The sequence below is a fragment of the Halorubrum sp. Atlit-28R genome, assembly GCF_003665955.1.
Taxonomy (GTDB): domain Archaea; phylum Halobacteriota; class Halobacteria; order Halobacteriales; family Haloferacaceae; genus Halorubrum; species Halorubrum tropicale.
Genome location: NZ_QPLS01000013.1, coordinates 66837 through 91799, shown reverse-complemented (window position 1 = coordinate 91799; position 24963 = coordinate 66837). Strand labels below are relative to the sequence as shown.

General features: G+C 72.4%; 30 protein-coding genes and 2 tRNA genes. 19 read left to right on the top strand and 13 right to left on the bottom strand.

What is annotated here, in order from left to right:
- Window positions 1-2: 2 nt before the first annotated feature.
- From DVK06_RS15695 to DVK06_RS15675, 5 genes are all read left to right on the top strand, one after another.
- Window positions 3-1214: a DR2241 family protein gene (locus tag DVK06_RS15695; RefSeq protein ID WP_053771860.1), complete on the top strand. Its 1212-nt coding sequence runs from the start codon at window positions 3-5 to the stop codon at window positions 1212-1214.
- A gap of 89 nt (window positions 1215-1303) precedes the next feature.
- Window positions 1304-2110 (top strand): prephenate dehydratase, encoded by an 807-nt coding sequence (gene pheA / locus DVK06_RS15690; RefSeq protein ID WP_053771859.1) that lies wholly within the window; start codon window positions 1304-1306, stop codon window positions 2108-2110.
- A gap of 213 nt (window positions 2111-2323) precedes the next feature.
- On the top strand, window positions 2324-2812 hold the full coding sequence (locus DVK06_RS15685) for a fasciclin domain-containing protein (RefSeq protein WP_121600982.1): 489 nt from the start codon (window positions 2324-2326) through the stop codon (window positions 2810-2812).
- Between the two features lie 103 nt (window positions 2813-2915).
- The gene (locus DVK06_RS15680; protein WP_053771857.1) at window positions 2916-3191 is read left to right on the top strand and encodes a winged helix-turn-helix domain-containing protein; all 276 of its coding nucleotides are present in this window, start codon (window positions 2916-2918) and stop codon (window positions 3189-3191) included.
- 55 nt (window positions 3192-3246) lie between these two features.
- Window positions 3247-3528, top strand: a complete 282-nt coding sequence (locus DVK06_RS15675) for a hypothetical protein (protein WP_053771856.1) — start codon at window positions 3247-3249, stop codon at window positions 3526-3528.
- A gap of 32 nt (window positions 3529-3560) precedes the next feature.
- On the opposite strand, the gene cysS is transcribed toward DVK06_RS15675, so the two are convergent.
- From cysS to DVK06_RS15660, 3 genes are all read right to left on the bottom strand, one after another.
- On the bottom strand, window positions 3561-5048 hold the full coding sequence (gene cysS, locus DVK06_RS15670) for a cysteine--tRNA ligase (RefSeq protein WP_121600981.1): 1488 nt from the start codon (window positions 5046-5048) through the stop codon (window positions 3561-3563).
- A 408-nt stretch (window positions 5049-5456) separates the two neighbouring features.
- Window positions 5457-6719, bottom strand: a complete 1263-nt coding sequence (gene ilvA, locus DVK06_RS15665; protein WP_121600980.1) for a threonine ammonia-lyase — start codon at window positions 6717-6719, stop codon at window positions 5457-5459.
- 69 nt (window positions 6720-6788) lie between these two features.
- On the bottom strand, window positions 6789-8174 hold the full coding sequence (locus DVK06_RS15660) for a deoxyribodipyrimidine photo-lyase (RefSeq protein WP_121600979.1): 1386 nt from the start codon (window positions 8172-8174) through the stop codon (window positions 6789-6791).
- A 95-nt stretch (window positions 8175-8269) separates the two neighbouring features.
- On the opposite strand from DVK06_RS15660, the gene DVK06_RS15655 reads away from it, so the two are divergent.
- The 4 genes from DVK06_RS15655 to DVK06_RS15640 all read left to right on the top strand — a co-directional run bounded on the left by DVK06_RS15655 (window position 8270) and on the right by DVK06_RS15640 (window position 10865).
- Window positions 8270-8758: an Hsp20/alpha crystallin family protein gene (locus DVK06_RS15655; RefSeq protein WP_053771852.1), complete on the top strand. Its 489-nt coding sequence runs from the start codon at window positions 8270-8272 to the stop codon at window positions 8756-8758.
- Between the two features lie 98 nt (window positions 8759-8856).
- Window positions 8857-9270, top strand: coding sequence for an archaeal heat shock protein Hsp14 (hsp14, locus tag DVK06_RS15650; RefSeq protein WP_121600978.1), 414 nt, complete (start codon window positions 8857-8859; stop codon window positions 9268-9270).
- 145 nt (window positions 9271-9415) lie between these two features.
- On the top strand, window positions 9416-10048 hold the full coding sequence (locus DVK06_RS15645; RefSeq protein WP_121600977.1) for a protein-L-isoaspartate(D-aspartate) O-methyltransferase: 633 nt from the start codon (window positions 9416-9418) through the stop codon (window positions 10046-10048).
- 49 nt (window positions 10049-10097) lie between these two features.
- Entirely contained in the window at window positions 10098-10865 is a 768-nt protein-coding gene (locus DVK06_RS15640) for a protein-L-isoaspartate O-methyltransferase (RefSeq protein ID WP_053771849.1), read from the top strand.
- 28 nt (window positions 10866-10893) lie between these two features.
- Here DVK06_RS15640 and DVK06_RS15635 read toward each other — a convergent pair whose 3' ends face one another.
- Window positions 10894-11370, bottom strand: a complete 477-nt coding sequence (locus DVK06_RS15635; RefSeq protein WP_121600993.1) for a carboxypeptidase regulatory-like domain-containing protein — start codon at window positions 11368-11370, stop codon at window positions 10894-10896.
- Window positions 11371-11450: 80 nt separating this feature from the next.
- On the opposite strand from DVK06_RS15635, the gene DVK06_RS15630 reads away from it, so the two are divergent.
- The 4 genes from DVK06_RS15630 to DVK06_RS15615 all read left to right on the top strand — a co-directional run bounded on the left by DVK06_RS15630 (window position 11451) and on the right by DVK06_RS15615 (window position 13780).
- Window positions 11451-12599, top strand: a complete 1149-nt coding sequence (locus DVK06_RS15630) for an ATP-binding protein (RefSeq protein ID WP_394345526.1) — start codon at window positions 11451-11453, stop codon at window positions 12597-12599.
- A 49-nt stretch (window positions 12600-12648) separates the two neighbouring features.
- Window positions 12649-13041: a CrcB family protein gene (locus DVK06_RS15625; protein ID WP_121600976.1), complete on the top strand. Its 393-nt coding sequence runs from the start codon at window positions 12649-12651 to the stop codon at window positions 13039-13041.
- Window positions 13038-13397: a CrcB family protein gene (locus DVK06_RS15620; protein WP_121600975.1), complete on the top strand. Its 360-nt coding sequence runs from the start codon at window positions 13038-13040 to the stop codon at window positions 13395-13397. Before DVK06_RS15625 ends, DVK06_RS15620 begins: the two co-directional genes overlap by 4 nt.
- 68 nt (window positions 13398-13465) lie before the next feature.
- Window positions 13466-13780, top strand: a complete 315-nt coding sequence (locus DVK06_RS15615; protein ID WP_121600974.1) for a hypothetical protein — start codon at window positions 13466-13468, stop codon at window positions 13778-13780.
- Window positions 13781-13838: 58 nt separating this feature from the next.
- On the opposite strand, the gene cca is transcribed toward DVK06_RS15615, so the two are convergent.
- Complete coding sequence (gene cca / locus DVK06_RS15610) at window positions 13839-15269, bottom strand: CCA tRNA nucleotidyltransferase (RefSeq protein WP_121600973.1); 1431 nt, start codon at window positions 15267-15269, stop codon at window positions 13839-13841.
- Window positions 15270-15429: 160 nt separating this feature from the next.
- Here cca and DVK06_RS15605 point away from each other — a divergent pair.
- The 3 genes from DVK06_RS15605 (at window position 15430) to DVK06_RS15595 (ending at window position 16172) form a co-directional block, all read left to right on the top strand.
- Window positions 15430-15538: transfer RNA gene (locus tag DVK06_RS15605), tRNA-Asn, on the top strand.
- A 49-nt stretch (window positions 15539-15587) separates the two neighbouring features.
- Entirely contained in the window at window positions 15588-16052 is a 465-nt protein-coding gene (locus DVK06_RS15600) for a group I intron-associated PD-(D/E)XK endonuclease (protein ID WP_121600972.1), read from the top strand.
- 44 nt (window positions 16053-16096) lie between these two features.
- A tRNA-Ile gene (locus DVK06_RS15595) sits at window positions 16097-16172 on the top strand.
- A 72-nt stretch (window positions 16173-16244) separates the two neighbouring features.
- Here the strand turns inward: DVK06_RS15595 and DVK06_RS15590 are convergent.
- From DVK06_RS15590 to DVK06_RS15580, 3 genes are all read right to left on the bottom strand, one after another.
- Window positions 16245-16703, bottom strand: a complete 459-nt coding sequence (locus tag DVK06_RS15590; protein WP_121600971.1) for an OsmC family protein — start codon at window positions 16701-16703, stop codon at window positions 16245-16247.
- Between the two features lie 240 nt (window positions 16704-16943).
- Window positions 16944-17807: a TIGR01548 family HAD-type hydrolase gene (locus DVK06_RS15585; protein ID WP_121600970.1), complete on the bottom strand. Its 864-nt coding sequence runs from the start codon at window positions 17805-17807 to the stop codon at window positions 16944-16946.
- 119 nt (window positions 17808-17926) lie between these two features.
- The gene (locus DVK06_RS15580) at window positions 17927-18394 is read right to left on the bottom strand and encodes a UPF0146 family protein (RefSeq protein WP_053771843.1); all 468 of its coding nucleotides are present in this window, start codon (window positions 18392-18394) and stop codon (window positions 17927-17929) included.
- A 39-nt stretch (window positions 18395-18433) separates the two neighbouring features.
- On the opposite strand from DVK06_RS15580, the gene DVK06_RS15575 reads away from it, so the two are divergent.
- The 3 genes from DVK06_RS15575 to DVK06_RS15565 all read left to right on the top strand — a co-directional run bounded on the left by DVK06_RS15575 (window position 18434) and on the right by DVK06_RS15565 (window position 20527).
- Window positions 18434-18955, top strand: a complete 522-nt coding sequence (locus DVK06_RS15575) for an archaemetzincin family Zn-dependent metalloprotease (RefSeq protein ID WP_053771842.1) — start codon at window positions 18434-18436, stop codon at window positions 18953-18955.
- 67 nt (window positions 18956-19022) lie between these two features.
- A complete protein-coding gene (locus DVK06_RS15570; protein ID WP_121600969.1) occupies window positions 19023-19322 on the top strand; it encodes a DUF6432 family protein in 300 nt (99 codons plus the stop codon).
- Between the two features lie 47 nt (window positions 19323-19369).
- The gene (locus DVK06_RS15565) at window positions 19370-20527 is read left to right on the top strand and encodes an aminomethyltransferase family protein (RefSeq protein WP_121600968.1); all 1158 of its coding nucleotides are present in this window, start codon (window positions 19370-19372) and stop codon (window positions 20525-20527) included.
- A gap of 28 nt (window positions 20528-20555) precedes the next feature.
- Here DVK06_RS15565 and DVK06_RS15560 read toward each other — a convergent pair whose 3' ends face one another.
- From DVK06_RS15560 to DVK06_RS15545, 5 genes are all read right to left on the bottom strand, one after another.
- Entirely contained in the window at window positions 20556-21731 is a 1176-nt protein-coding gene (locus DVK06_RS15560) for an inorganic phosphate transporter (protein WP_053771839.1), read from the bottom strand.
- Window positions 21731-21859 (bottom strand): hypothetical protein, encoded by a 129-nt coding sequence (locus DVK06_RS19635; protein WP_255410387.1) that lies wholly within the window; start codon window positions 21857-21859, stop codon window positions 21731-21733. The genes DVK06_RS15560 and DVK06_RS19635 overlap by 1 nt, the downstream gene beginning before the upstream one ends.
- 393 nt (window positions 21860-22252) lie before the next feature.
- Window positions 22253-22786, bottom strand: coding sequence for a metallophosphoesterase (locus DVK06_RS15555; RefSeq protein ID WP_121600967.1), 534 nt, complete (start codon window positions 22784-22786; stop codon window positions 22253-22255).
- A 124-nt stretch (window positions 22787-22910) separates the two neighbouring features.
- The gene (locus DVK06_RS15550; protein WP_053771835.1) at window positions 22911-23894 is read right to left on the bottom strand and encodes a replication factor C small subunit; all 984 of its coding nucleotides are present in this window, start codon (window positions 23892-23894) and stop codon (window positions 22911-22913) included.
- Between the two features lie 96 nt (window positions 23895-23990).
- A complete protein-coding gene (locus DVK06_RS15545; protein ID WP_121600966.1) occupies window positions 23991-24914 on the bottom strand; it encodes a DUF5995 family protein in 924 nt (307 codons plus the stop codon).
- Window positions 24915-24963: the final 49 nt, after the last annotated feature.

Sequence of the window (24963 nt, the reverse complement as noted above, 5' to 3'; positions counted from 1 at the left end):
CCGTGGCCGACTCCACCTCCGCGACCGACGGCGGCGAGGCGGGCGGCGACGACCCCGGAGTCCCCGAGATCGACCTCCCGAGCGACGCGTTCGACGCGGTCCTCGACGCGCTCGACGAGCTGGACCCCGGCGAGCCCCTGCGGTTCGAGGGGTTCAGCGTCGCGCGCGGCACCGAGGGCACCGACGAGGAGCTGCCCGGCGGCTCGCCCGACGAGTACGTCCTCGCCGACGGGAGCCGGCCGACCGGGATGAGCGAGCGCGACCTCCACGAGGCGCTCGCCGAGCGCGCGCCCGCCGTCACCGACTGGTACGTCTTCGAGCGCGTCGTCGGCGAGTTCGGCCCCCGGCGGGCCTTCCTCCGCTGGATCGAGGACGCCGACGGCGAGACCGTCGCGACCCGGTACGCGGCGCTCGCGGCCGGGATCGAGCGCGCCTGGGGCGAACTGAAGATTACCGCGACGCTCACCGACCGCGGCGAGCGCCGCTACGACGTGCGTCACGCCGACGACGCGGGCGTCCCGGTCGACGAGCTCGACGCGTACGACGACCCGCTCGACGCGCGCGACCTGGTCACCTTCGACGAGAGGGGGCGGTACCGCCCCCTCAAGACGGCGCCGTCGCTCGCGGGCGGCTGGGTCTTCCCCGACCTCGGCCCCCGCGAGCTCTACGAGACGGTCGAGACGATATACCCCGCGACGGTCGCCAACTGGCACCGCGAGCGCGAGGGCGAACTCGACGTGAACCACTGGCGGGAGACGATGGAGCGCCAGTCGGGCATCTACGGCGTCGTGAAGACGTGGGACCGCGGCGAGGGGTACGAGCACGTCAACTGGGTCGCGGAGGCCTGTTGCGACGACTCGCAGTGCCTCAAGCGCCGCGAGTGGGAGTACGACGACGAGACGGACCTCGACGTCGACGGCGGCGACGGCGCCTTCCCCTGCCGCGAGCCCTGCTCCGTGGTGGTGTCGGCCGCGCGGAAGTGGACGCGGCTGGAGAGCGAGCAGCCGCGGACCTACGAGTTCGAGCTGACCCCGAGCGAGAAGGAGCAGGTCGAGGAGGTTATCGACGCCGTCGCGGACGGCCGGATCGACGAGATCCGCGAGGCGGACACGAAGGAGGGCGCGAACCGCTTCCGGACGCGGTTCCTCCGCGCGAAGCTGTTCGACGACGAGGGGAACCTCGGCGGCGTGCCGACCGACCCGGACGAGGAGTGACCTGCCCCGCGGCTCGAATCCGACCGGACGCACCCGAAACATCGCCGCGCCCCGCAGGCTTTTCTCACCGCCCCCGGTACGGTGGGGTGATGAACGCCGTCACCCTGGGCCCCGCCGGCACGTACTCGCACCGCGCCGCGCGCGCCGTCGCCGCCGAGGTGTCGTTCCGCGAATCGGTCACCGCCATCGTCGACGCCGTCGCCGACGGCGAGTTCGAGCGCGGCGTCGTCCCCATCGAGAACAGCATCGAGGGGTCGGTCACGGAGAGCCTCGACGCGCTCGCGGAGTACGACGTGTCGGTCACCCGCGAGGTCGTCACGCCGATCCGGCACGCCCTCCTCGCGCAGGACGACGCCTTCGAGGTCGTCGCGAGCCACTCGCAGGCGCTCGCGCAGTGCCGCAACTGGCTGGAGGCCGAGTACCCGGACGCCGGCCTCGAGGCGGTCGCCTCCACCGCCCGCGGCGTCGAGCGCGCCCGCGAGGACGCCCGCGTCGCCGGCATCGGCCACCCGGACAACGCCGGCGACGACCTCTCCATCCTCGCCGCGGACATCCAGGATCAGACCTCCAACGCGACCCGGTTCCTCGTCGTCGCGCCCGACTCCGCGCGCTCCGACGCCGGCGGCAAGACGACGCTGATCGTCTACCCGAACGCGAACTACCCGGGGCTCCTCCTCGAACTGCTGGAGGCGTTCGCGGACCGCAACCTCAACCTCTCCCGGATCGAGTCGCGCCCGAGCGGCGAGCGCCTCGGCGACTACCTGTTCCACTTCGACGTGGACGCCGGCCTCTACGAGGACCACATGGCGAAGGCGGTCGGGGACGTCGAGGCCATCGCCGACAAGGGCTGGGTCAAGGTGCTCGGCTCGTACGACACCGAACACGTGCTGGACTGAGCCCCGGCGCCCGCTCGCCGCCCCCGAACGACGCCGCCCCCGAGCGACCCCGCCCCCGAGCGACCCCGCCCCCGAGCGACCCCGCCCCGGTCCGGTCGCCGCCCCCTACCGGCAATACCGTCGAAGATTCGGGTCGCTTTCGTGCCGGATGCGGGTTACTTTCTCCAAATTATTGAATACATACTGAAACGTTCTCCCGGCCGGGTGTCTCCCATGAACGCGAACAGACGGACGGTACTGAAGGGCCTCGGCGCGGGAACGGCGACGCTGGTCGGCGGCGTCGGAGCGGCCGCCGCCAAGCCGCCGAGCGAGGGGGAAACGATCGTCGACGTGGCCGTCGCGGCCGACGGGTTCGACGTGCTCGTCGCCGCGGTCCAGGAGGCCGGGCTCGTCGACACGCTGAGCGGGAACAGACAGCTCACGGCGTTCGCCCCGACGGACGAGGCGTTCAACGCCGCTGGAATCACGGTCGACAACGTCGGCGACGTCGACGGGCTCGGCGACGTGCTCACCTCCCACGTCGTGCCGGGCCGCCGGAAGGCGAACTCGATCGTCAACGCGAGCCGGGTGCCGACGCTGAACGGCGCGAAGGTCGACGTCGACGGGGCCGATCTCAACGGCGACCAAGCCGATATCGTCGACACGGACATCGAGGCCTCGAACGGCATCATCCACGTCATCGACGGCGTGTTACAACCGTAGCGGCCCCGAGCCGCCAGATGGTCCCCGCCGACGCTCCCGTCCTCCGCCCTCGCGGTGCTGGTATCCACGCGTTTATAGGCCGCTCCGCCGATCGGTACTGTCGATGGAGCCGGTTCTCTGGCAGGTGCTGGCCGGAACGCGGGGGGGTCCCAACCGGGCCCGCCTGCTCCGCGCGCTCGACGAGCGCCCGCGGAACGCAAACCAGCTCGCAGAGGACCTCGACCTGGCGTACAAGACCGTGCGACACCACCTCGACGTGCTCGAAGAGAACGACGTGGTCGAGAGCACGGAACAGACCTACGGCGCGGTGTACCTACCGACCGAGCGCACCCGAGACAACTGGGAGACCGTCGAATCCATCATCGACCAACTGGAGTGAGCATGACCCGAACCTGGAACGCGGCGACTGATCGTGGAATCGGAGGCGACGCGGAATGACCCTGACGCTCGACGTGGCGCGAGTCGCCGCGGGGGTCAACATCCTGCTGTTGCTCGTCCTCCTCGGCATCTGGGGGCGCAGCTACCTCGAAGTGCGGTCGAAGCACACGCTCGGGTCGGCGGTGTTCGCCGCCTTCCTCTTGGCGGAGAACGCGCTGGCGCTGTTCTACTACCTGAACCCGCCGCAGATGTCGACGCCCGCGGTCCGCGCGATGATGTACCTCCAGGTCCTCGAGTTCGTCGGCATCGCGTTCCTCGTCTACGTGACCTGGGACTGACTGCCCTGTCCGAGCGAGCTCCGCTCCGCCCGCTACTCGAACCGGTACGTCGCGCCGTCCGGCCCGTCCTCTATCTCGACGCCGACCTCGCGGAGGGCGTCCCGTAGTTCGTCCGCACGCTCGTAGTTGCCCGCCTCGCGCTCGGCCTCGCGCACGTCGAGCACGAGCTCGACCAGCTCGCCCGCCAGATCCACGTCGCCGCCGCTCTCCGTCTCGAACTGGAGCCCGAGCACGTCGCCGCCGAGGTCCTCGAACGCCGCCACGGCCTCGCGGAGGCCGCGGTAATCGTAGGCGTCCTCGGCCTCGTCGACCCCGTCGACGTGGCGGTTCACCGCGTCGGTGAGATCGAGGAGCGCCGCGGTCGCCTCCCGGAGGTTGAGGTCGTCGTTCATCGCGGCCGCGAACCCCTCGCGCGCGGTCGCGACCGCCTCGCGGAGGTCGTCGTCCGCGGCCTTCGCGCGGGAGTCGGTCGAGTCGAGCGCCTCGACGGCGCGGTCGTAGGTGCGCGAGAGGCGCTCCCAGCGCTCCTCGGCCTCGGCGATCGTCTCCTCGGTGAGCGCCTGCTCGGAGCGGTAGGCCGCGCCGGCGTAGAAGGTCCGGACCACGTTGACGCCGAGCTCCTCGAGGGCGTCCGGGACGGTCCAGAAGTTGCCGATGGAGGAGGACATCTTCTCGCCGTCCATCTCCAGGAGGCCGACGTGGAGCCAGTGGCGCGCGAACGCCTCGCCGGTGGCCGCCTCCGACTGCGCGATCTCGTTCTCGTGATGCGGGAAGACGAGGTCGCGCCCGCCCATGTGGACGTCGAGCGTGTCGCCGAGGTGCGTCGTCGACATCGCCGAGCACTCGACGTGCCACCCCGGGCGCCCCTCGCCCCACGGGGAGTCCCACGTCTCGCCGTCGGGCGTCTCGGCGCCGTGGTCGTGTTTGGCGTGCTCCCGCGCCGCGGTCTCGTTGACGCCGTCGGCCTTCCACAGCGCGAAGTCCGCGGGGTTGCGCTTCTCCGAGCGCTCGTCCGGTTCGCCCTGCGCTTCGAGCGCGTCGAGGTTCTGGTTCGAGAGCTTCCCGTACCCGTCGAAGCGCGTCACGTCGAAGTAGACGGAGCCGTTCGACTCGTAGGCGTACCCCTTCTGTATCAGGGTCTCCGTCAGGTCGATTATCTCCGGGACGTGTTCGGTGACGCGCGGGTACACCTCGGCCCGCTTGAGGTTCAGCCCGCGCATCGCGTCGAAGACGCTCGCCGTGAACGTCTCGGCCACGTCGCGTTCGGCGGCCCACTCGTCGCGCTCGCCGACGCGGGCCGTGATCTTCTCGTTCACGTCGGTGACGTTCTCGACGTGGCGCACGTCGTACCCCTCGTGTTCGAGCCAGCGGTGGAGCACGTCGGCGTGGAACCACAGGCGGGCGTGGCCGAGGTGCGGGTCGTCCGACACCGTCAGGCCGCAGACGTACAGCGTGACGTCGCCGTCGGCCGTGAACTCGACGCGCTCGCCTTCCAGGGTGTCGGTGACGACGAGACTCATTACGACGTGGTTGCCGGGGTGCGCGTTTCAAATCGTCGGATCGAGCGAGACGCGGACGAATCGGCGACAGACGCCGCCAAAGTTCCGGTCGTTCGGCGGTACATGGTCGCCGAGGCGAACACCGCCGAAGCCCCGGCCGGGAGGCGGGCGCGCGCTCGCTGTGCTCCTCGGTCGCTCACCCCGTTCGCTCCCTGCGGTGCTTGCGTCGCCCGCGCCCGCCTCCCGGCCGCCCCTTCGAGTCCCACCCCGCACCGCAACCGCGCCTCTCACCTCCCCAACCTCGTCGGCCTCCCTCCGCTTCGCTCCGGTCGGCCGACTCCCTCGCACGCGCTCCTCGCGGCCGCCGGGGGCGGCCGCTCGGAGGCGCGCGCCACCGCAGTCCAGTTTATAAACACCCGACCTCGCTTCTCACGCCTCGCGCGTCGTCCACTCGACCTCGTAGCCCGCCTCGCGCACCGCGCTTAGGACGCGGTCGACGTGGGCGGGCCCGTTCGTCTCCACCTCGAACACGAGGTCGGCGTCGCCCACGGGCAGGTCCGGGCGGCTGCGCTCGTGGCGCACCGTCCGGATGTTGGCGCGCTCGCCGCCGATCAGGGTCGCTATCTCCCCCATCGTCCCGGGGGTGTCGTCGATGCGGACGGACAGCTCGATCAGCTGGTCGCGGTCGACGAGCGCGTGGGTCACCACCTCCTTCAGCGTCGTCACGTCGATGTTACCGCCGCAGAGCAGCGGGACGACGGTCTCGCCGGCGAGGTCGAGCTCGTCGACCGCGTCCTCGTTCAACAGGGCGGCCGCGGCGGTCGCGCCCGCGCCCTCGACCAGCTGTTTCGCGCGCTCCAAGAGCAGGAGGATCGCGCTCGCCACGTCGTCGTCGCTCACGACGAGGGCGCCGTCGAGGTGCTCGTCCAGCAGGCCGAGGGTGAGGTCGCTCAGCCCGCCGGTCGCGATGCCGTCCGCGATGGTGTCCGGCTCGTCGCGCGTGACGAGTTCGCCCGCCGCGAGGCTCTCCGAGAGGGTCGACGCGCCCTCGGTCTGAACGCCGATCACGCGCGTCTCGGGCGAGCGCGCCGTCACCGCGGTCGCGACGCCGCCCGCGAGCCCGCCGCCGCCGACCGGGACGAGGACGGTGTCGGCGGCGGGCACCTGGTCGAGCACCTCTAAGCCGAGCGTCCCCTGGCCGGCGACCACGTCCGGGTCGTCGAAGGCGTGGACGAACCGCGTCCCGGGGTCGTCGGTCAGCGTCTGGGCGTGGGCCATCGCCTCGGGGAACGCGCTCCCGCGGAGGACGACCTCGGCGCCGTACGCGCGGGTGGCCTCGATCTTCGCCGCCGGCGCCGACTCCGGCATCACGATCGTCGCGTCGATCCCGGCGTCGGACGCCGCCAGCGCCACCCCCTGCGCGTGGTTGCTCGCGCTCGCGGCCACGACGCGCTCGACCGCGGGCTCGTCGGCCCCCTCGCCGGAGCCGTCGACCGCCCGCGAGATCGCGTTGTACGCGCCGCGCGTCTTGAACGAGCCGGTGCGCTGGAGGTGCTCCATCTTCAGCCGCACGTCGGCCCCGCACCGCTCGCTCAGCGACCGGCTCCGCTCGACGGGCGTGCGCTGGGCGATGTCGGTGCCGGCGAGCCGCTCGGCCGCGGCCTCGACGTCGTCGACCGTGACGGGGGACATGGGCGCGGTGTTCGCCGGTTCCCGTGAAAAGAACTCGGATACGGAACGCCGTTTCCGCCCCGGCCGCACCTATCGCTTCCCGAGCGCCTCCTCGAAGACGCGCTGGGCCCGCTCGTACCCCTCGTTCCGGTCGACGATCGGGTGCGGGTAGTCGGGCGCCAGTTCCTCGCGCTCCGCCCGCGAGAGGGTCGGCCAGTCGACGACCTTCCCGGCCGGCACGTCCGACAGCTCAGGGACGTACGCCTTCACGTACCGGGCGCCGTCGTCGTACTTCGACATCTGGCTCACCGGGTCGAAGATGCGCACGTCGACGGAGTCGGTGCCGGTGGAGGCGGTCCACTGCCAGGCGCCGTGGTTCGAGGCGTAGTCGTGGTCGATCAGCTGCTTCGTGAAGTAGCGCGCCCCGCGCCGCCAGTCGATCAGGAGGTGCTTCGTCAGGAAGCTCGCGACCACCTGCCGCGGGCGGTTGTGGACGTACCCCTCCTCGTTCAGCTGTCGCATCCCGGCGTCGACGAGCGGGTAGCCGGTCTCGCCGCGGGTCCACGCCTCGAAGTCCGCGTCCGACTCTCGCCACGCGACCTCGTTGGGGAACGACTTGTAGTTCGAGACGGCGAGGTCGGGGGTGTAGTACAGCAGGTGGTACATCTGCTCGCGCCACGACAGCTCGTAGCGGTACTTGTCGACGTTGCGGCGCTCGCCGCCCGTCACGGCGTCGTAGACGTCGCTCGCGCCCGCCCACACCTCGCGGATCCCGATCGCCCCCGTGGCGAGGTACGGCGACATCCTGGAGACCGCGTGCGTCGGCGCCTCGACCGCCCGCGAGAGGTCGTCGCGGGTGTCGTTGTAGGAGGTGATCCCGTAGTCGAGGAACTCGTCGAACCGCTCGCGCGCGGCCTCGTACCCGGCGCCCGGGAGGTCGATGTCGGCGTCGGGCTCGGGGACCGTCTTCCCGTCGCGCACGTCGGCCAGCGCGTCCGGGTCGGGCTCCGCGTACGGCCCGCGCTTCGGCACGGCCTCCCAGTCGCCGTGGAACTGGCTGTGGTTCGGGTACCGCTCCTCCAGGCGCCCGGGGTCGACCAACACGAGGTCCGTCCGGGAGTCCATCGCGACGCCCGCGCCGGCGAGCGCGTCCTCGACCGCGCGCTGTCGGTTCCGGCGGGCCGGCCGGTAGTGCTCGTTGTAGACGACTGCCTCGGCGTCGTGCTCGTCGGCGAGGTCGACGAGGACATCGTCCGGGTCGCCCGCGCGGACGACGAGGTCGCTCCCGAGTTCTCGATACCGCTCCTCTAAGCGCTTCACGTGCCGGAGGAAGAAGGCGCGCTGACGCGCGCCGACCGTCGCGAGCAGGTCCGCGTCGTACACGAAGACGGGAACGACCGTTCCTTCGCGGGCCGCCGCCGCGAGGCCGGCGTTGTCCCGCGTCCGCGCGTCGCCTCGGTGCCAGAACAGGCGCATACGATCGCCAGGGGCGCCAGCGGATAGTGTCTGTCGCCCGGGCCCGGTCCCGCCGCCAGTACGTTCAAGGCGCTCCGCCTCGAATCCTGTCCCGTATGACACGACGCGATCCCTTCGACGAGATCGAGGACCTGCTCGAACGGATGGGCCGCGAGTTCGAGGAACTCGGCGGCACGCTGGAGGGGGCCGGGCCCGAGGTCCCGCGGTTCCCCGGGGCCCGCGAGGTGGACGTCGACGTGATCGAGGACGACGAGTCGATCACCGTCGTCGCCGACCTCCCCGGGTTCGACGCCGACGACGTGGACGTCGAGCTGCGCGACGACGCGCTCGTGATCGCCGGCTCCCGGGAGGAGTCCGCCGAGTTCGCCGCCGAGGGCGACGACGCGGACGACGCGGACGAGGGCGACGAGGTCCGCTACCACCGGCGCGAGCGCCGCCTCCGGTCCGTCTCGCGCCGCGTCCCGGTCCCCGAACCGGTCGAGGCCGACGCGGCGACGGCCGCCTTCGACGCCGGCGTGCTCACCGTCACGCTCCCCAAGCGCTCGCCCGACGACGACCGCGGGCACACGATCGACGTCAACTGAGCGCGAGCGCGCCGCCGCCGCTAACCGAGACGCCGGCGCGGTCGTGGGATAGCACGCCTCACTCTGTGTTTAATATCTCACGGCGCCTTTCTGTCTTTATGAACACGACGAATCCCTTCGACGAGATCGAGCAGTTCCTCGGCCGCACGCCCTTCGCCGGCGAGCGGACCTGGGGCCGCGACCTCCGCGCCGCCGACATCGACGTCGCCGAGTACGACGACGAGTTCGTCGTGATGGCCGACCTCCCGGGCTTCGACCGCGAGGAGATCGACGTTCGCGCCAGCGGCGATCGGCTGACTATCTCCGGCGAGCGCGACACGGAACGCGAGGACGGGGACCGACGCTACCTCCGCCGCGAGCGCCGTCACGAGTCCGTCACTCGGACGATCGAACTCCCCGCGACCGCGGTCCTCGAGGACGCGACCGCGACGTACCGCCACGGCGTGCTCACGGTGACGGTCCCGCTCGACGCCGTCGACGCGGACGAGGGCCACCGGATCGACGTGAACTGACCCATGCTCGACGCGAACTGACCCGTGCTCGACGCGAACTGACCCGTGCTCGACGCGAACCGAACGACTCGATGCGTCGCGGTCGAGCCGACCCCCGCTCTTTCCGGCCGATGCTTTCTCCACGGACCCCGTGGTAACTCTCCATATGAACGACGCCGACCACGCGGCCGCCAGGCGCGACCTGGTGAACGCGCTCCGCGACCGCCTCGACGCGAGCGAGCGGACGCTGTCGGCGATCGGCGCCGTCCCGCGACACGAGTTCGTTCCGGAGTCGGTGCGCGGGTCGGCGTACGCCGACCGACCGCTCCCGATCGGTCACGGGCAGACGGTCAGCGCGCCGCACATGGTCGCGATGATGACCGACCTGCTCGACGTCGAGCGCGGCGACCGCGTCTTCGAGGTGGGGACCGGCTGCGGCTACCACGCCGCGGTCGTCGCCGAGGTCGTCGGCCCGGGGAACGTCTTCTCGGCCGAGCGCGTCCCGGAGCTGGCGGCCGGCGCCCGCGACCGCCTCGACCGCCTCGGGTACGAGGTGACCGTGTCGGCCGGCGACGGGCGCGAGGCGTTCGCCGACGCGGCCCCGTTCGACGCCGCGTACCTCACCTGCGCGGCGCCGGAGGCGGTCCCGGACGCCGTCGTCGACCGCGTCCGGACGGACGGCCGCGTCGTCGCGCCCGTCAGCGAGCGCGGTCGCCAGCGGCTCGTCCGGCTCACCCCCCGCGAGGACGGGATCGACCGCGAGGACCACGGCGGCGTGCGGTTCGTCCCGATGCGGTAGGCGGGCGGCCGAACGCACAGTTTTAGAGGACCGAGTCCCGAGACGGCGCATGGACGACGCGTCGCTCCGGGCGGACATGATCGAGGGGCTCGAACACCAGATCGGCGAGCCGATCGAGCCGCCCGTGCTGACCGCTCTTCAGCGCGTCCCCCGCGACCCCTTCGTCGACGACTCGCCCCGCGGGGGCGCCGTCGACGGCGACGACCCTCACTCGCTCTCGCTCGCGACGCTGGTCCGACTGCTCACCGCGCTCGACGCCGACGAGGGCGACTCGGTCCTCGTCGTCGGCGCGGGGATCGGCTACTCGGTCGCGCTGCTCGCGGCGATCGCCGGCGCGCGGCGCGTCCACGCGGTCGACATCGACCGCGCCGCCGTCCACGCCGCGCGGTCGAACCTCGACGCGGCCGGCTACGGCGCCGTCCTCGTCGACCGCGCGGACGGCGCCGACGGGCTCCCCGCCTACGCGCCCTACGACCGGATCCTCCTCGAAGCCGCCGTGGTCGAGCCGCCGCGACCCCTCCGCGAACAGCTGGCGTCCGGGGGCCGGATCGTTTACCCGCGCGGCGCGGGCGTCCAGACCGTCGCGGCGATCGAGCCGTCGACCGCCCCGGAGGACGGGGACGACCCGGCGCCGCCGGGGTTCGAGACGGTCGCGACCCACGGCCCGGCACGGCTCCAGCCGATGCTCGTCGACGGCGAACAGCCGGGAACGGAACGCAACCGGACCCGCCGCGAGGACGCCGAGCGCGCCGAGCGCGGCCGGCAGCGCCGACACGGCTGGGAGCAGGACTGGATCGACTGGGACGATCAGCTCTGACCGCCTCTCGCAGCGCGCCGCCGCGGCGTCACTCCTCGACGACGAGCACCTCGGTGTTCCCCCGCTCGTCGACGTAGTCGCCCTCCGCCGGCGGCTTGACGTCGATGGTGAGCGTCCCGTCGGCCTGGTTCGGCCCCAACTCGGGGTCGACGTCGACGGTCGCGATCCCCTCGCCGTTCGTCTCCGCAGTGACGACGCCGTCGATCCGCGCGGAGCCGCCGCGGACGATCACCGTCGCGTCGGCGACGCGGGAGCCGTCCGGGTCGACGACCGCGACGTCGATCGACTGCTCCCCGGGCGTGGTCACCTCCGGCTGCGGCTGCGCGTCGAGCTCCGTCGCGGCCAACCCGTCGATGTCGCCGATCATCCCCATCATCACGCTGAGGCTGGCGACGCCGACGACGAGCGCGATGACGAGGCGGACCGGGAGCCCCTCGATCGCGCGGGTGTCGGTGCTGAACGTCCGGCGGTTCGCGGTGCGCGAGTCGTGTGTTCGATCGGGCATACCCCCCGCTGGCCGCGGCATCCGGTATAAAAGGTCGGCCGCCCGACCGTTTTTATCTCATACCGAGGCCAGCCGTCCGCGTGTACGTACTCGGCCGCGACGGCCCGGAGCCCGACGGCGACGACGCGAGCAACCCCGGCCGCGACCTCGGCGACGCGAGCGACCGCGACTCCGACTGCGGCGACGCGATCGATCGTGACGGCGACCTCCCGTCCCACACCGCCCGGATCGGATCCTTCCTCGCTCGCGACGGGAGCGCGGGCGCACCCGTCGGGGTCGACCTCGACCGCCCGCACGCGGGCGTCGTCTTCGGGAAGCGCGGAACCGGGAAGTCGTACACGCTCGGCGTCCTCGCGGAGGAGCTCGCCGCCGCCGACGGCGTCGCGCCGGTCGTCGTCGACCCGATGGGCGTCTTTGGGGGCCTCGAAGCGGCCGGGGGACAGGTCGTCGACCCCGCGGTCCGCCCGGGCTCGATACCGCCGTCGACGTGGCCGGACTTACTCGGTCTCGACCCCGAGAGCGGGCCGGGAAGCCTCGTCTGGCGCGTCGTCGCCGACGGGGTCGACGGCGGGTCTTCGCCTTCGCTCGCGGCGCTTCAGGAGGCGGTCGCCGCGGCCGACGCGCCGGCGGAGACGCGGCGCGCCGCGGCGAACCACCTCCGGTTGGCGGACTCGTGGGGCGTCTTCGATGCCGACGCGCGCTCGGTCACGTCGCTCGCGGCCGACGGCGACCCCGCCGTCCTCGACCTCGCCGGCGTGCCCGACGCCGCAGCGGCGGCCGCCGTTCGCGCGGTCGCTCGCGGCCTCTACGACGCGCGGATCGACGGGCGCCTCCGACGGCTGCCGTGGCTGCTCGTCGACGAGGCGCACGCGTTCTTCGACGGGGTCGCCGAGCCCGCGCTCCGGACGCTCCTCACGCGGGGCCGCGCGCCCGGCGTCTCGCTGGTCTGTGCGACCCAGCGGCCGGCCGCGCTGCCGAGCGTCGCCGTCTCCCAGTCCGACCTCCTCGTCTCCCACCGGCTCACGGCCGCGCGCGACGTCGACCGGCTCGCCGAGGCGGAAGCGACGTACCTCGCCGGCGACCTCGCCGCGCGGCTCCCCGAGGGCGTCGGCGAGGCGCTCGTCGTCGACGACGCGACGGAGACGGCCCACACGGTCCGGATCCGCGAACGGCGCACGCCGCACGGGGGAGAGAGCCCCCGCGCCAGCCGGCCGTCGGACGCCGAGTAGCGCCGAGGCGGCTCGGAACGCACAAGCCCCCGCGGACACACCGACGCTCATGGAACGGACGCCGTACGGATTCCTGCTCGTCGCGGCCGGCGGCTTCCTCGGCGCGGTCGCCAGGCACGCGGTCGACCTCGGCGCGGGCGAGGCCGTCGCTGCGGCCACCGCCGCCGCGGGCGGCGGCGCTCCGACCGGCGCGGGAACGCTCGTCGCGAACGTCGCCGGATCGTTCGCGCTCGGGCTCCTCCTGACCCGCGCGTCGAGCGACCGAGTCAGGCTGTTCGTCGGAACCGGCGCGCTGTCGTCGTTCACGACGTACAGCACGTTCGTCGCCGACGCGGTCGCGCTCGGGACGCCTGCCGGCGCGTGGTACGTCGCCGCCAGCTACGCGACCGGCTTCGCCGCGGCCGCGCTCGGGATCGCCGTGGGGGGTCGAGACGGCCGATGACCGTCGCGTCGCTCCTCGCGACGGCGCTCGTCGGCGTCGGCGGCGCGCTCGGCGCCGCGTCCCGGCACGCGGTCGGACTCCGCGTCGAGGGGCGCCAATCGGTCCTCCTCGTCAACGCGCTCGGGAGCTTCGCGCTCGGAGCCGTCTCCGCCGCCCCGGTCGGGTCGACGGCGGCGCTGCTCCTCGGCGTCGGCTTCTGCGGCGCGTTCACGACGTTCTCCTCGTTCGCCGTCGGGACGGTCCGGACCGCGAGCGAGACGGGGGCCCGCGCCGCCGCGGCCGTCGCGGGGTCGAACCTCGCGGCCGCGCTGGCCGCGTTTCTCCTCGGCTCGCTCCTCGCCGGGCGGCTCCTCTGACGGGCGTCGACGCCCGGCGTCCGCCCGCAAGCGATAGGTACAGCATCCCTCGGCCCGTACCCGCGTCCGTGACCGACACCGACCGCTCCGTCGACGGCGAGTCGACAGACTCGGCCGACTCTGGGCCGTTCTCCGACGCCGTGGACGCCGAAGACGTCCCCGAGTTCGGCGACCTCTCGATCGCCCAGCGCGCCTTCGTCGCCGCCGCGCAGAACCCCTCCCGCGGACTGCTGGTCGTCGGCCTGTTCGCGTTCGCGCTCGCCTTCTACGCCGCGTTCTGGCTGTCCTTCCCCGCCGCCGCCGGGCTCCTCTCGGCGCTCGCGCTGATCGTCGCCGCCGCCGCCGCCGCCGTCTACTGGCTCCTCGACCGCGTCGCCGGCTGATCCCCGCCCGCCCGTCGGCGTTCCGGGTCGCTACCCCGCACGACCCGTCCCGCTGACTTCACGGCCGCGGCTCGTAGAACTCCCGGAGCGGCCGCCCGAACGCGGGCGCGAGCGTCGCGACCGCCTCGCCGACCAGCACGTCGCGGTCGTCGAACGCCGGCTCCACCTGCGCGCCGAGCGCCACGTCGCTCGCGGCGTCGCTCTCCAAGTACTCCCGGACGGTGGCGAACTCCCGCTCCCGCTCGACGACGTATCGGTCCCCGTCGATGAACGGGCCGTAGGTGTCCGGGTCGACGTCGTCGACGTACGACTCGTAGAAGCTCGCGGCGTGCTTCCGGACCGCGACTGGCGGCCCGTCGTGGCGCTCGACGGCCGGCCGCTCGGTCACCTCCAGCTCGGCGTACAGCGCGGCCCGGGTCGCCCCGTCGGACCCGTCGCGTCCGACCGTCCTCTCCGCGCCGTGCCGCCCAACGTCCCCTGTCGCCCTCGCGGCGTCCGTCATGGCCCGCGCTCGGAGGACGTCGAAGCCGCGGTCGTTCAGCCCGCCGACGATCCCGTCCAGCGACCGCCGGAGCTGGGGCCACAGCTGGTCGTCGACCACGTCGGGCGCGTCGAAGACCACCGCGACCGGCGTCGTCCCCCGCCGGTCGAGGTGGGCGCGCACCGCCTTCGGGTCCAGCGGCTCCGGCTCGTCCGGCTCGAAGAGTTCCTCGCTCGGGGCCGCGAGCAGCTCCCGGGCGTAGTGCTGGAACCGCGCGAGGTTCGTCGCCGACAGCACCGCGGCGACGTTCCGCGTCGGGTCCGTCGGGTCGACGACGACCAGCGGGTCCTCGAACGTCCGCTCGGCGTGCCCCTCGGGGTCGAACTCCACCGGCGGGTGCCAGCTCCGCGCCGACTCCACCAGCGGGACGAACCCGCCCAGCTCCAACACGAGCAGCTCCGTGAGGTACCCCGAGAACCCCTCGGTGCGGAGGTCGCTCCCGTACGCGCCGATCCCCTTCAGGAACGCCTTCGCCAGCACCACGTCCGCCGCGAGGTCGTCGTCGAGCCGCGCGGAGAGGTAGGCGTCGTGGAACGGCGTGCGGTCGACCGCGGAGACCAGCTCGCCGGCGCTCTCCACGTCGTGACAGGGGACGAGGTCGACGTCGAACCCCTCGTAGCTCCCCTTCACGTACGGGTGTTCGGCGTACTCCTCGTGGCCGTCGGGGAGGACCGCGTGGCCGACCTCGAGGCCGTACTCCTCCAGTTCGGCGCGGTCGAGGTCCGCGTCGAACCGGACGAACAGGTCGATGTCGCGGTCGCCGGCGACCCACGTGCCGCGCGCGGTCGACCCGACCTGGACCACGTCGGCGTCGACGGGGAGGTCGGCGATGGCCTCGCGGGTCCGGTCGGTCAGCGTCGCGGCCGTCTCCCGCAGGCGCTCGCGCTCCGCCGGCTCCGGCAGGACCCGCTCGCGGACCCGCGACAGCACCGCCTCCAACTCGTCCATACCGAACGGTCTCGCGGTCCGGCCGAAAACGTGTCGGTCGGATCGGCGCCCGCGAGACCTGTCCTCCGCGGTATCGTTTCGCACCCCTGTGTCCCGCTGATCCCCTTCCGTCGGGCGGAAACGAAAGCCATATCAAAACGACGCGAGTACCCGGAGGTGAGCCGAAGTAGCTCAGTTGGTAGAGCGCCTCGCTGTTACGACGTTCGGCGGAACCTCCCCCGGCCGTCACAGTCACGAGGCGGTCCCAGGTTCGAGTCCTGGCTTCGGCGTCCCTTCGTTCGGCCGCTCGTTTTGTACGATAGCGACGCAGCCGTTCGTATGTCGCGTCTCGCCCAGTACGACCGACTCGAGGAACCACAGAAGCGCGGACAGGCGACGGAAGCGATCGTCATCGCGGAACTGGTCGCTCGGGACGTCTCCGTGCTCACGCCGGCGTTCGACAACGAGCCGTACGACCTCGTGGCCGAGGTCGGCGGCGACTTCCACCGGATCCAAGTCAAAACCGCGTACGACAGTAAACGCGACGGTGCGGTGGAGTTCAGAACCAGAAGCGTCCGTACAAAAAGCGACGGGTACGAGCGCTCGGGATACGAGGGGGAGATCGACTACTTCGCCGCTTTGAACGTCAGAGAAGAGGATGTCTACCTGATCGCGATCGAGGAGGCCGGATCGACGACGACCGCGATCCGGTACGAACCCGCCGCCAACGACAACCGCGCGAACGTCAACTGGCACGCGGAGTATCGGCTTGAGACGGTTCTCGACGACCTCGGGTCGGGGTAATGCGGTAATCTAAAGAACGTCGCTCGTGTACCCGAAATCGACGCGGGCCTTTAGCTTAGTCTGGCTCAAAGCACTCCGCTCATAACGGAGTGATCGCCGGTTCAAATCCGGCAAGGCCCATCAGTTCCAGCCTCGTTACCGACCGGTCTCCGAAACGACCATCGCCGAAATCCGCCCCCCGAACGGTCCCGCCTACTCCCGCTGGAGCGTCACGTCGGTCGCGGTCTCGTTCGCGAGGTTGTCGCTCACCGGACACTGCTCTTCGACCGCGGCGGTCAACTCGGCGAGGGTGTCGTCGGCCACGTCGCCGGCGAAGTCCACGTCGACGCTCGCCTCGACGCCCTGATAGCCCGCTCGGGGCTCCTCGGCGTGACCGAGGTGTTTGCGCGGGTCGAACTCGCCGGCCACCTCGACTTCCACGCCCCGGACGTCGAGGTCGAAGTCCGGCGCCACGGCGCGGACCGTCGCGTCGAGGCACCCGCTCCAGGCCGCGAGCAGGTGCTCGATCGGCATCGCGCCGGCGTCGTCGCCGCCCGTCGACTCGGGGTCGTCCATCACCAGCTCGTGGTCGCGGGCCCGGGCGACGAACGCGGATTCGCCGTCGCTCTCGCCGCTGACTTCCATCCGCTGCGTCGCGTTGGCGTCACTCATCGACCGCGCTAGCGGGCGAGGGGTCATAAACCGTCAAAACCGGTCCGGTTCGTGCCGGTGGCCGTGGCCCGCGTCTCGCGTCGAGGCAGCATACGGGCGTCGAGAGTGTCAATCCCGGCCGGCTCGCCGTCAGCCGCCGCCGCGACGCGTCTCCGGTACCGGCGAGTTCCGCGACCGCGTCGGCCGAAGGAATCCGATTGGCTCGGTCGCCCGCGCGGTACGGCCGCGACGCGCCGTCGGTCACTCCACCAGCTCAACCAGTTCGTTCACGTCCTCGACGACGGCGTCGGCGCCGTTCTCGGCGAACTTCTCGCGGCCCGCGTCGCCGGTGAGCCCGCCGGTGAGGACGCCGATCCCGTAGTACACGCGCGTCTCGTCGGTCTCGTCGGCGTTGCGCGCGGTCCGCACGTCGTCGAGGGTGTCGCCCGCGAACGCGACGCGCTCGGCGTCGAACCGCTCGGCGAGCTCGACGAGCGCCCGCGGGTGCGGCTTCCCCTCCTCCCAGTCGTCCATCGTGAACCGCCGGTCCTCGGGCACGTCGAGGCCGACGCGATCCAGGGCGATGTCGGCCTCCGCCGCCGGCCGACCGGTGAGGACGCCGACGTCGAACCGATCGCTGAGCTCGGCGATCGTCTCGGGGGCGACGAGCGTCGGCTCGTCGTGGATGTACCCGTCCGTCTCGACCGGCGGCTCGCCGCCCTCCAGCTCGCGGTACAGCTCCGCGCCGAGGTACAGCGCCTGGAACGTCTCGCGGAGCGCGTCCCGGTCCCACTGATCGCGGACGCGGGCCTGCGCGACCCGCGGGAGGTCGCCGACGACCTCCTTGGCGGCGTCGAGGCCGCCGCCGAGCTCGCGGACGCGGTCGGTGAACTCCTCGACGTCCATCCGGAGCCCCTCCCGGCGGGCCAACACGAACAGCGCGGCCGCGTCGGTCAGCTCCCAGTCGTTGTTGAAGCCGCCGGCGTCCTTGAACGCCTGGACCGCGTCGCGGTCGATCGGCTTGCCGCAGACACGGTCGACCGACTCGAGGATCGCCCGACGGTAGGTGTCCGCCACGTCCACCAACACCCCGTCGATGTCGAGGACCACTGCGTCGACCTGCATACCGCAAGGCCGTTTGGGGGCGGAATGAACGTTCGGGTTCGCGGCCGGCGTCGCCGGTTCGAGGGACGCCCCGACCGCCGGTTCGAGCGTCGCGACGGAGCGGTCGCCGGGCCGCGGCGTCACCGGGCGACGTACACGACGGTCCCCGCCTCTCGCGACCGCCGCCGGACGTCGACGACCGGCTCCTCGAACCCGAGCGTGGTGAACAGGCAGGCGGCGTCGAGCCGCTCGGCCAGCGCGACGGTCGGGCGCTGGATCTCGGCGGGCAAGTTCCGCGCGTACACGGCGTCGACCCCGTCTCCGACCGACTCGGAGCCGATCGCGTCGCGGATCGCCCGTCCGTCGTCGGCCGCCAACGCCGTCACGTCCGCGGCGGCGACGCGGAGCGACCCCTCGCCCGACTGTGCCGCCGTCGCCGCCTCCCGCGCCGACTCGCTCACAGTGACGTCGACGGCGACGACCGCTCGGCCCCGGTCCGCGAGCGCGAGGGCGACGTCCGGACGCCGCCCGACGCCGACCTCGATCAGCCGCTCGTACGGGTCGAGTGCGGCGACGAGCGCCCGTTCGGACGGCGGCGGTGACCCCACGGCGCGGCCTTTATGACCGCGGCGGTCAAAAGCGGTTCCATGCTCGTGGACATCGTCCCGGTCGGGGAGGTCACGCCCCGAGTGAAACGGGAGGCCTCCGCTGCGCTGCGTTCCGTGTACGACTGTGACGTGACGGTCCACGACGACCAGGCGATCCCGGACTCCGCGTTCGACGCCGACCGCGACCAGTACCGCGCCGAGGACCTCATCGAGACGGTCACCCGGGTCGGCGGCGGCGAGAAGAACATCGGCATCACGCCCGAGGACCTCTACTACCGGCGCCGGAACTACGTCTTCGGCCTCGCGTACCTCAACGGCAGCGGCTCCGTCATCTCCACCCACCGGCTCCGCACCTCCTCGGACGGCGGCGTCTCGACTAAACCCGCCGTCGACGTCTTCGGCGACCGCGTCCGCAAGGAGGTGGTCCACGAGATCGGGCACACGCTCGGCTTGGAGCACTGCGACAACAGCAAGTGCGTGATGTCGTTTTCGCCCACCGTCCGCGAGGTCGACGTGAAAGAGGAGAACCTCTGCGGCACCTGTTCTCGGCTCATACGCTGAGCGCGCGGCCGCCGCTCGCTCGCCGACCGCCGGTAGACGTAAAGTCCGCCCCGCACAAGGGACACGTATGGCCGCAAAGCCGGAATACCGCGACCGGCCGGACGTCGAGGTCGCGCTGCTCGACGCGCTCGTCGACCGCGGCGACGAGGGGATGACGGTCCTCGAACTTCGCGCGGCCGTCGACGCCGACATCGACGCCGTCGAGGAGGCCCTCTCGGCGCTGAAGGAGGACTCGCTCATCACCGTGGAGTCGGACGAGCACGTCCGGGTGTACGCCCACGAGAAGGTCGTTCCGGACCCCGAGGCGCCGGACGACGACCCGTCGGCGGGGCTCGTCGACGCGATCCGCGACCGCCTCGGACTGTAGCCGCCGGAGACGGCGACCTTTTGGCTCTCGCTCGCGTCCCTCCGGCCATGACGCTCGTCTCCGGCACCCACGACGCGCACGGCGCCGTGTACCGCGACCGCGGCGGCCGAGAGGTCGTCGACCACTACGGGAAGCCCGTCCGCGTCGGCAAGGCGGTCCGCAACGTCGCCGGCGTGATCGAGATGGGGTACGGCGTCCTCGCCGTCAGAGGCGACGACCGCGTCGAGTTCGTGGACAACGCCGTCTCGAACCGCGTCCCGACCGCGGACGGCGAGGGGACCTACGCCCTGCTGCTCGACCCGCAGGGCGGGATCGAGACGGACATGTACGTGTACAACGCCGACGAGCGACTGCTCGTCTTCCTCCCCCCGGAGCGGGCCGAGTCGGTCGCCGCCGACTGGGCGGAGAACGTGTTCATCCAGGACGTGGCGATCGACGACGTCTCCGACGAGTTCGGCGTGTTCGGCGTCCACGGCCCGAAGTCGACGGAGAAGGTGGCCTCCGTCCTCGGCGGACCGGGCGCGCCAGAGGACCCCCTCACCTTCGTCCGCGGGTCGATGGTCGACGCCGGCGTCACGGTGATCGCGACGGACGCCCCGCTCGGCGAGGAGGGGTACGAGATCGTCTGCGCCGCCGCCGACGCGGGCGAGGTGTTCGACACCCTGATCAACCGCGGGCTCAACGCCGCGCCGTTCGGCTACCGGACGTGGGACGCGCTCGCGACCGAGGCCGGGACGCCCCTCTTCGAGCACGAGCTGGCCGGCACCGTCCCGAACGTGCTCGGCCTCCGGAACGCGCTCGACTTCGAGAAGGGGTGTTACGTCGGCCAGGAGGTCGTCTCGCGCGTGGAGAACCAGGGGCGACCGAGCCGCCGGCTGGTCGGCCTCGAACTCGACGGCGCCGCCGAGGCGGTCGCCGGCGTCGACGCGAACGCCGACCCCGAGGGGATCGACGCCGCGCTCCCCGACCCCGGCGCGGCCGTCTTCGACGGCGACGAGGCGATAGGCGAGGTGACCCGGGCCGCGGTCGGCCCCGCGACCGAGGTCCCGGTCGCCCTCGCGCTCGTCGCGTTCGACGCCGGCCTCGGCCCGGTCACCGTCCGCGTCGACGGCGAGGAGGTCTCGGCCGCCGCGGTCGACCTCCCGTTCGTCGACGGGAGCGCGGCGTCCGCGAGGCTGCCGACGTACCCCGATCTGCGCGCCTGAGCGTCCCGCTGACGGCGCCCGCCGCGGCTCAGACGACGAAGTCGACCGCCGCGTAGAGGCTAAACCCGAGCGCGAACGCGCCGACGAGCGACCCGACCCACGCGAGGACCGTGTACCCCATCTTCTTCCGGCTGACGCCCGCGTCGCCCGCGGCGTAGCCCGCGCCGACGATCGCGGAGACGATGATCTCGTTGAACGAGACGGGGATCCCGAAGGCGACGGCGGTCTGCGCGATCGCGAACGACGGGATCAGCGCGGAGATCGACCGCCGCGGCCCCATCGAGGCGTAGTCCTGCGCGAGCGCCTTGATCATCCGCGGCGCGCCCGTCCACGACCCGGCCAGCAGCCCGGCGCCCCCGCCGACGAGCAGCGCCCACAGCGGGACCCCGACCTCGCTGAAGATCGGGACGAGGGGGCCGATCGCGAGCCCCACCTGCGACCCGCCGGCCGAGAACGCGACGAGGCCGCCCATCGCCAAGAGGAACCGCCGCTGGGCGCCCTCGCGGTCGCGGCCGAGGTCGGCGTACACGGCGACCGCGACCAGCGCGGCGATCCCGAGGGTCACCGCGGGCGCCCCCGCGCCGCCGATCCCGAGATCCGCCCCGAGGACGCCCGCCACCGACGCCTGTTCGCCGGCCGGCCCGAGCAGCGCGAACCCGACGTTCGCGAGGAGCGCGCCCACGAGCCCGGCGAGCGCCGCGGTCAGCGGCCGCTCGGGCAGCGACTCGCCGATGAGCAGCCGGGCGACGCCGAAGGCGACGCCGCCGCCGACGAACGGGGTGAGCACCCACAGCGTCGCGATCTCGGCGTACTTCGGCCACGCCGGGTCGCCCCCCATCGCGAGGCCGACGCCGACGACCGCGCCGGTGACGGTGAACGCCGTCGCGATCGGATAGCCCGCGAACACGCCGACGGCGACGAGCGCGGCGGCCGTAACGAGCGCGACGATGGCCGCCGCGGCCGTGAGCGTCACGCCGCCGATCAGCTCGGTGCCGACCGCCTCCGTCACGTTCGCCCCCTGGAGCGTCGCGCCGAGCAGCCCGAGGACGCCGACGATCAGGCCGGCCCGCATCACGGAGATGGCGTTCGCGCCGACCGCGGGGGCGAACGGGGTCGACCCCGACGAGCCCGCGCCGATCGACCACGCCATGAAGAGGCTGGCCGCGGCGGCGACGACGAGCGTCGCGGCGGTGACGACGACCATCAGCTCCGCCCGTCGTTGTAGCCCTCGTTCAGCCCCCTCACCGTGCGCCGAACGAGGAGGAACCCGAAGAAGAACAGCCCGAGAAGACCCACCAACAGAAGCACGAACAGCGGCTGGACCGGGAGCATAGACGTGAATCCGTCGGGACGGTGTTATGCGTTTCGGGCGAGCCGACGACCGCCTGAGGTCGGCCGCGGCCGCCGCGTTTCGGTGACTAAAACGCTCGTTTGCGCCTCGGACACCTATATGATCGCGCCGCTCGTAGGTGGAAACGCGACCCCCGCTTCGGCCCTCACACGCCCGGAGACGCCGGCCGACGCGCCGGTCGGTCGGACTCGCTGCCTCCCTCCCTGCCCAGAACCCCTCCCCCGGGCGCGGTCCGCCCGCCAGCGTTCCCACCCGCACCGACTCGGGTCCTCCACCGTGCACGCGACCGTCGGCCGGTCCGGCCGCACGCGGGGCGTCGCGATCGGTCCCCGCCGACGCGCACGACGGCTTCACGCGCCCGCTTCTCGCGTCCGTTACTCAGCGCTCCCGCCCTCGATGCGGAACGTCTCGAAGACCTCGCCGTCCGGCGTCACCAGCCGCCCGTCCAGCCCGTTTCCGCTCTCTCCGTCGACCGGCGTCAGCTCCGCGTGCGCCGGGCGGTTCCCGCGCGGCTGCGCGTGGCTCCCCGGGTTCAGTATCGGCAGCCCGCCCGAGTCGTCGAACCGCGGCCGGTGGCTGTGGCCGCAGATCACGACGTCCGCGTCGCGGCCGCGACCGAGCATGACGAGCCCCGTGTCGCCGCTGCGGTGGCGGTGGGTGACCGCGAACCGGACCCCGGCGTACTCGACCGTCCGCACCTCGGGCACGCGGTCGCGGATCGCGGCGTCGTCGTTGTTGCCGTAGACGGCGCGGAGGCTCGCGGCGGCCGACCGGAAGGCGTCCAACACCGGTTCGCGGTAGAAGTCGCCCGCGTGGACCACCAGCTCGGCCTCGCGGACCGCCTCGGCGGTCCGCCCCTGAAGCCTCGACCCCTCGCGTGCGTGCGTGTCGGAGACGACGACGAGCATACCGTCCGTCCGCGCCAGCGTGGGTTAAAACTCGCGCCCGCCTCCCGGCCGGGGCTTTGGCGGTGTTCTCCGTCGATCTGTGGCTAGCAGGGTACAGAACGACGAGCAGAGGTCCGAAAACAGCCTACTCGTCCAACGAGAGCGCCGCGAGCAGCGACTCCAGTTGGACCTGCTCGTTGGCGCCCTCCGCGATCCGGTAGTCGGCCTCGCCGACACGCTCCATCAGCCGCACCGCCTCGCGCTCGCTCAGGTCGAACTCCCAGACGGAGCGGTGGAGCTGGTCGATCACGTCGCCGCCGGCCATCCCCGTCTCCGTGAGCAGCGTGTCGAGCGTCGACCGCGCCCGCGCGAAGTCGCCCTCCAGCGCGTCGGTCACCATCGACTCGATCTCCTCCGGCCGGGCGGTCGCCGTGATCGCGTACACCGCCTCCTCGTCGACCACGTCGCCGGTCGTCGCCGCCGCCTGGAGCGAGTTGATCGCGCGGCGCATGTCGCCGTCGGCCGCGTACACGAGGGCGTCGACGCCCGCGTCGGTCACCTCGATGTCCTCGGCGGCCGCGATCTCGCGGACCATCCCGCCGACCGCCTCGTCGGAGAGCGGCGAGAACCGGAAGACGGCGCAGCGCGACTGGATCGGGTCGATGATCTTCGACGAGTAGTTACACGAGAGGATGAAGCGGGTGTTGTCGGAGAACTGCTCCATCGTCCGGCGCAGCGCCGACTGGGCGTCGTCGGTGAGGCTGTCCGCCTCGTCGAGGAACACGATCCGGAAGTCGCCGCCGAACGACGAGCGCGCGAACCCCTTGATCCGGTCGCGGACGACGTCGATCCCGCGCTGGTCGGAGGCGTTCAGCTCCAGGAAGTTGCCGCGCCAGTTGTCCTCGCCGTATATCTCGCGGGCGATGGCGGTGGCGGCGGTGGTCTTCCCGACGCCCGCAGGCCCCGAAAAGAGCAGGTGGGGGACGTCGTCCTGCGCGATGTAGCTCTGGAGGCGCTCGACGATCTCCTCTTGGCCGTGGATGTCGTCGAGCGACTGCGGCCGGTACTTCTCGATCCAGATCTCCCGCCCAGTCGCGGTCGCAGCCGCCTGCTCGTCGGCCTCGCTCATTACCGGATCCGAGGGCCGGCGGGGTCATAAACGAACCGAGAGCCGGCCGCGCCGACGCGCGTCCCCGGCCCCTCGTCCGATGCCCGTCCTCGTCCCCTACGTCAGCCGTCCGAACGCCTCGCGGAACGCGCCCGCGGCGTCGCCCTCGGTCTCCGCGTCCCGCAGTCGCCTGCCCGCCTCGGTGTCGAACTCGGGCGCGAGCACGACCGCCGCGGCGCCCGTCGCGACGGTCTCCGTCCGCCAGTCGACGTACCGCTCGGCGAGCCGCGCCGGGAGGTCCGCGCGTAACACGGCGTTCCGCCACGCGAACTCGCGGGTCGCCGTCAGTCCGAACAGCGCCAGCCGGTCGTCGAGGGGGTCGAACGCCGCGTCGATCCCGGCAATTCCGAGCGCCCCGTACGCATCGACGAGGGCGTCCTGGGCGGTCTGAACGAGCCGGGCCAACACCGCGTTGATGCGGTCGTGGTCCTCGAGCTTGGCGCCGCGGTCGGGGTCGATCCCCACGTCGCCGAGGGCGTACGTGAGGTCGTAGGCGATGTGCGCGTTGATGCCGAGCAGGGCGTCCTGCGCGACGAGCGTCTCCCCGCGGGCCGCGGCGGCGAAGGCGAGCAGCCACGGCCGCGGGAGCGAGCCGAACGCCCGCCGCTCGAACGCGACCAGCGCCCGGCGGTAGCGCTCCGCGAAGGCGACGAGGTACGCCGCGGTCCACTCCGGATCGACGAAGGCGCCGTCGTCGATGGCGGTCCGCACGGTCGCCGTCATCCGGCTGTACACCGTGAGGAACACCGCGCGGCGGTCGCCCCGCTCCCGGAGGTATGACTCGGTCTTCGCCAGCCGCTCGTCGACGTCGGCGACGGACGCGAACGGCGCCGCGACGAGGTCGAGCAGCGCCGCGTCCGGCTCGTCGTCCGCTAGGTCCGCGGCGATCGCGTCCCGCTCGCCGTCGACCGCTCGGCGGAGCCCGACGAGCAGCGCTCTCGCCTCCTCGGTCGTCGGGACGGCGGCGCGGATCGGAGTCATGACTGACGGACGGCCGAGCCGTCTGACCGCCCGGTACTCGGTCGGAGCC

Excerpts from the sequence above, each read along its gene's own strand:
- DVK06_RS15660 (WP_121600979.1), bottom strand. The coding sequence starts at position 8,174 with ATGCGCCTGTTCTGGCACCGAGGCGACGCGCGGACGCGGGACAACGCC.
- DVK06_RS15625 (WP_121600976.1), top strand. The coding sequence starts at position 12,649 with ATGGAACGGACGCCGTACGGATTCCTGCTCGTCGCGGCCGGCGGCTTC.
- hsp14 (WP_121600978.1), top strand. The coding sequence starts at position 8,857 with ATGAACACGACGAATCCCTTCGACGAGATCGAGCAGTTCCTCGGCCGC.
- cca (WP_121600973.1), bottom strand. The coding sequence starts at position 15,269 with ATGGACGAGTTGGAGGCGGTGCTGTCGCGGGTCCGCGAGCGGGTCCTG.
- DVK06_RS15645 (WP_121600977.1), top strand. The coding sequence starts at position 9,416 with ATGAACGACGCCGACCACGCGGCCGCCAGGCGCGACCTGGTGAACGCG.
- ilvA (WP_121600980.1), bottom strand. The coding sequence starts at position 6,719 with ATGTCCCCCGTCACGGTCGACGACGTCGAGGCCGCGGCCGAGCGGCTC.
- DVK06_RS15600 (WP_121600972.1), top strand. The coding sequence starts at position 15,588 with ATGTCGCGTCTCGCCCAGTACGACCGACTCGAGGAACCACAGAAGCGC.
- DVK06_RS15585 (WP_121600970.1), bottom strand. The coding sequence starts at position 17,807 with ATGCAGGTCGACGCAGTGGTCCTCGACATCGACGGGGTGTTGGTGGAC.
- DVK06_RS15560 (WP_053771839.1), bottom strand. The coding sequence starts at position 21,731 with ATGGTCGTCGTCACCGCCGCGACGCTCGTCGTCGCCGCCGCGGCCAGC.
- DVK06_RS15545 (WP_121600966.1), bottom strand. The coding sequence starts at position 24,914 with ATGACTCCGATCCGCGCCGCCGTCCCGACGACCGAGGAGGCGAGAGCG.
- DVK06_RS15575 (WP_053771842.1), top strand. The coding sequence starts at position 18,434 with ATGCTCGTGGACATCGTCCCGGTCGGGGAGGTCACGCCCCGAGTGAAA.
- pheA (WP_053771859.1), top strand. The coding sequence starts at position 1,304 with ATGAACGCCGTCACCCTGGGCCCCGCCGGCACGTACTCGCACCGCGCC.
- DVK06_RS15555 (WP_121600967.1), bottom strand. The coding sequence starts at position 22,786 with ATGCTCGTCGTCGTCTCCGACACGCACGCACGCGAGGGGTCGAGGCTT.
- DVK06_RS15680 (WP_053771857.1), top strand. The coding sequence starts at position 2,916 with ATGGAGCCGGTTCTCTGGCAGGTGCTGGCCGGAACGCGGGGGGGTCCC.
- cysS (WP_121600981.1), bottom strand. The coding sequence starts at position 5,048 with ATGAGTCTCGTCGTCACCGACACCCTGGAAGGCGAGCGCGTCGAGTTC.
- DVK06_RS15685 (WP_121600982.1), top strand. The coding sequence starts at position 2,324 with ATGAACGCGAACAGACGGACGGTACTGAAGGGCCTCGGCGCGGGAACG.
- DVK06_RS15570 (WP_121600969.1), top strand. The coding sequence starts at position 19,023 with ATGGCCGCAAAGCCGGAATACCGCGACCGGCCGGACGTCGAGGTCGCG.
- DVK06_RS15590 (WP_121600971.1), bottom strand. The coding sequence starts at position 16,703 with ATGAGTGACGCCAACGCGACGCAGCGGATGGAAGTCAGCGGCGAGAGC.
- DVK06_RS15640 (WP_053771849.1), top strand. The coding sequence starts at position 10,098 with ATGGACGACGCGTCGCTCCGGGCGGACATGATCGAGGGGCTCGAACAC.
- DVK06_RS15565 (WP_121600968.1), top strand. The coding sequence starts at position 19,370 with ATGACGCTCGTCTCCGGCACCCACGACGCGCACGGCGCCGTGTACCGC.
- DVK06_RS15655 (WP_053771852.1), top strand. The coding sequence starts at position 8,270 with ATGACACGACGCGATCCCTTCGACGAGATCGAGGACCTGCTCGAACGG.
- DVK06_RS15550 (WP_053771835.1), bottom strand. The coding sequence starts at position 23,894 with ATGAGCGAGGCCGACGAGCAGGCGGCTGCGACCGCGACTGGGCGGGAG.
- DVK06_RS15675 (WP_053771856.1), top strand. The coding sequence starts at position 3,247 with ATGACCCTGACGCTCGACGTGGCGCGAGTCGCCGCGGGGGTCAACATC.
- DVK06_RS19635 (WP_255410387.1), bottom strand. The coding sequence starts at position 21,859 with ATGCTCCCGGTCCAGCCGCTGTTCGTGCTTCTGTTGGTGGGTCTTCTC.
- DVK06_RS15635 (WP_121600993.1), bottom strand. The coding sequence starts at position 11,370 with ATGCCCGATCGAACACACGACTCGCGCACCGCGAACCGCCGGACGTTC.
- DVK06_RS15620 (WP_121600975.1), top strand. The coding sequence starts at position 13,038 with ATGACCGTCGCGTCGCTCCTCGCGACGGCGCTCGTCGGCGTCGGCGGC.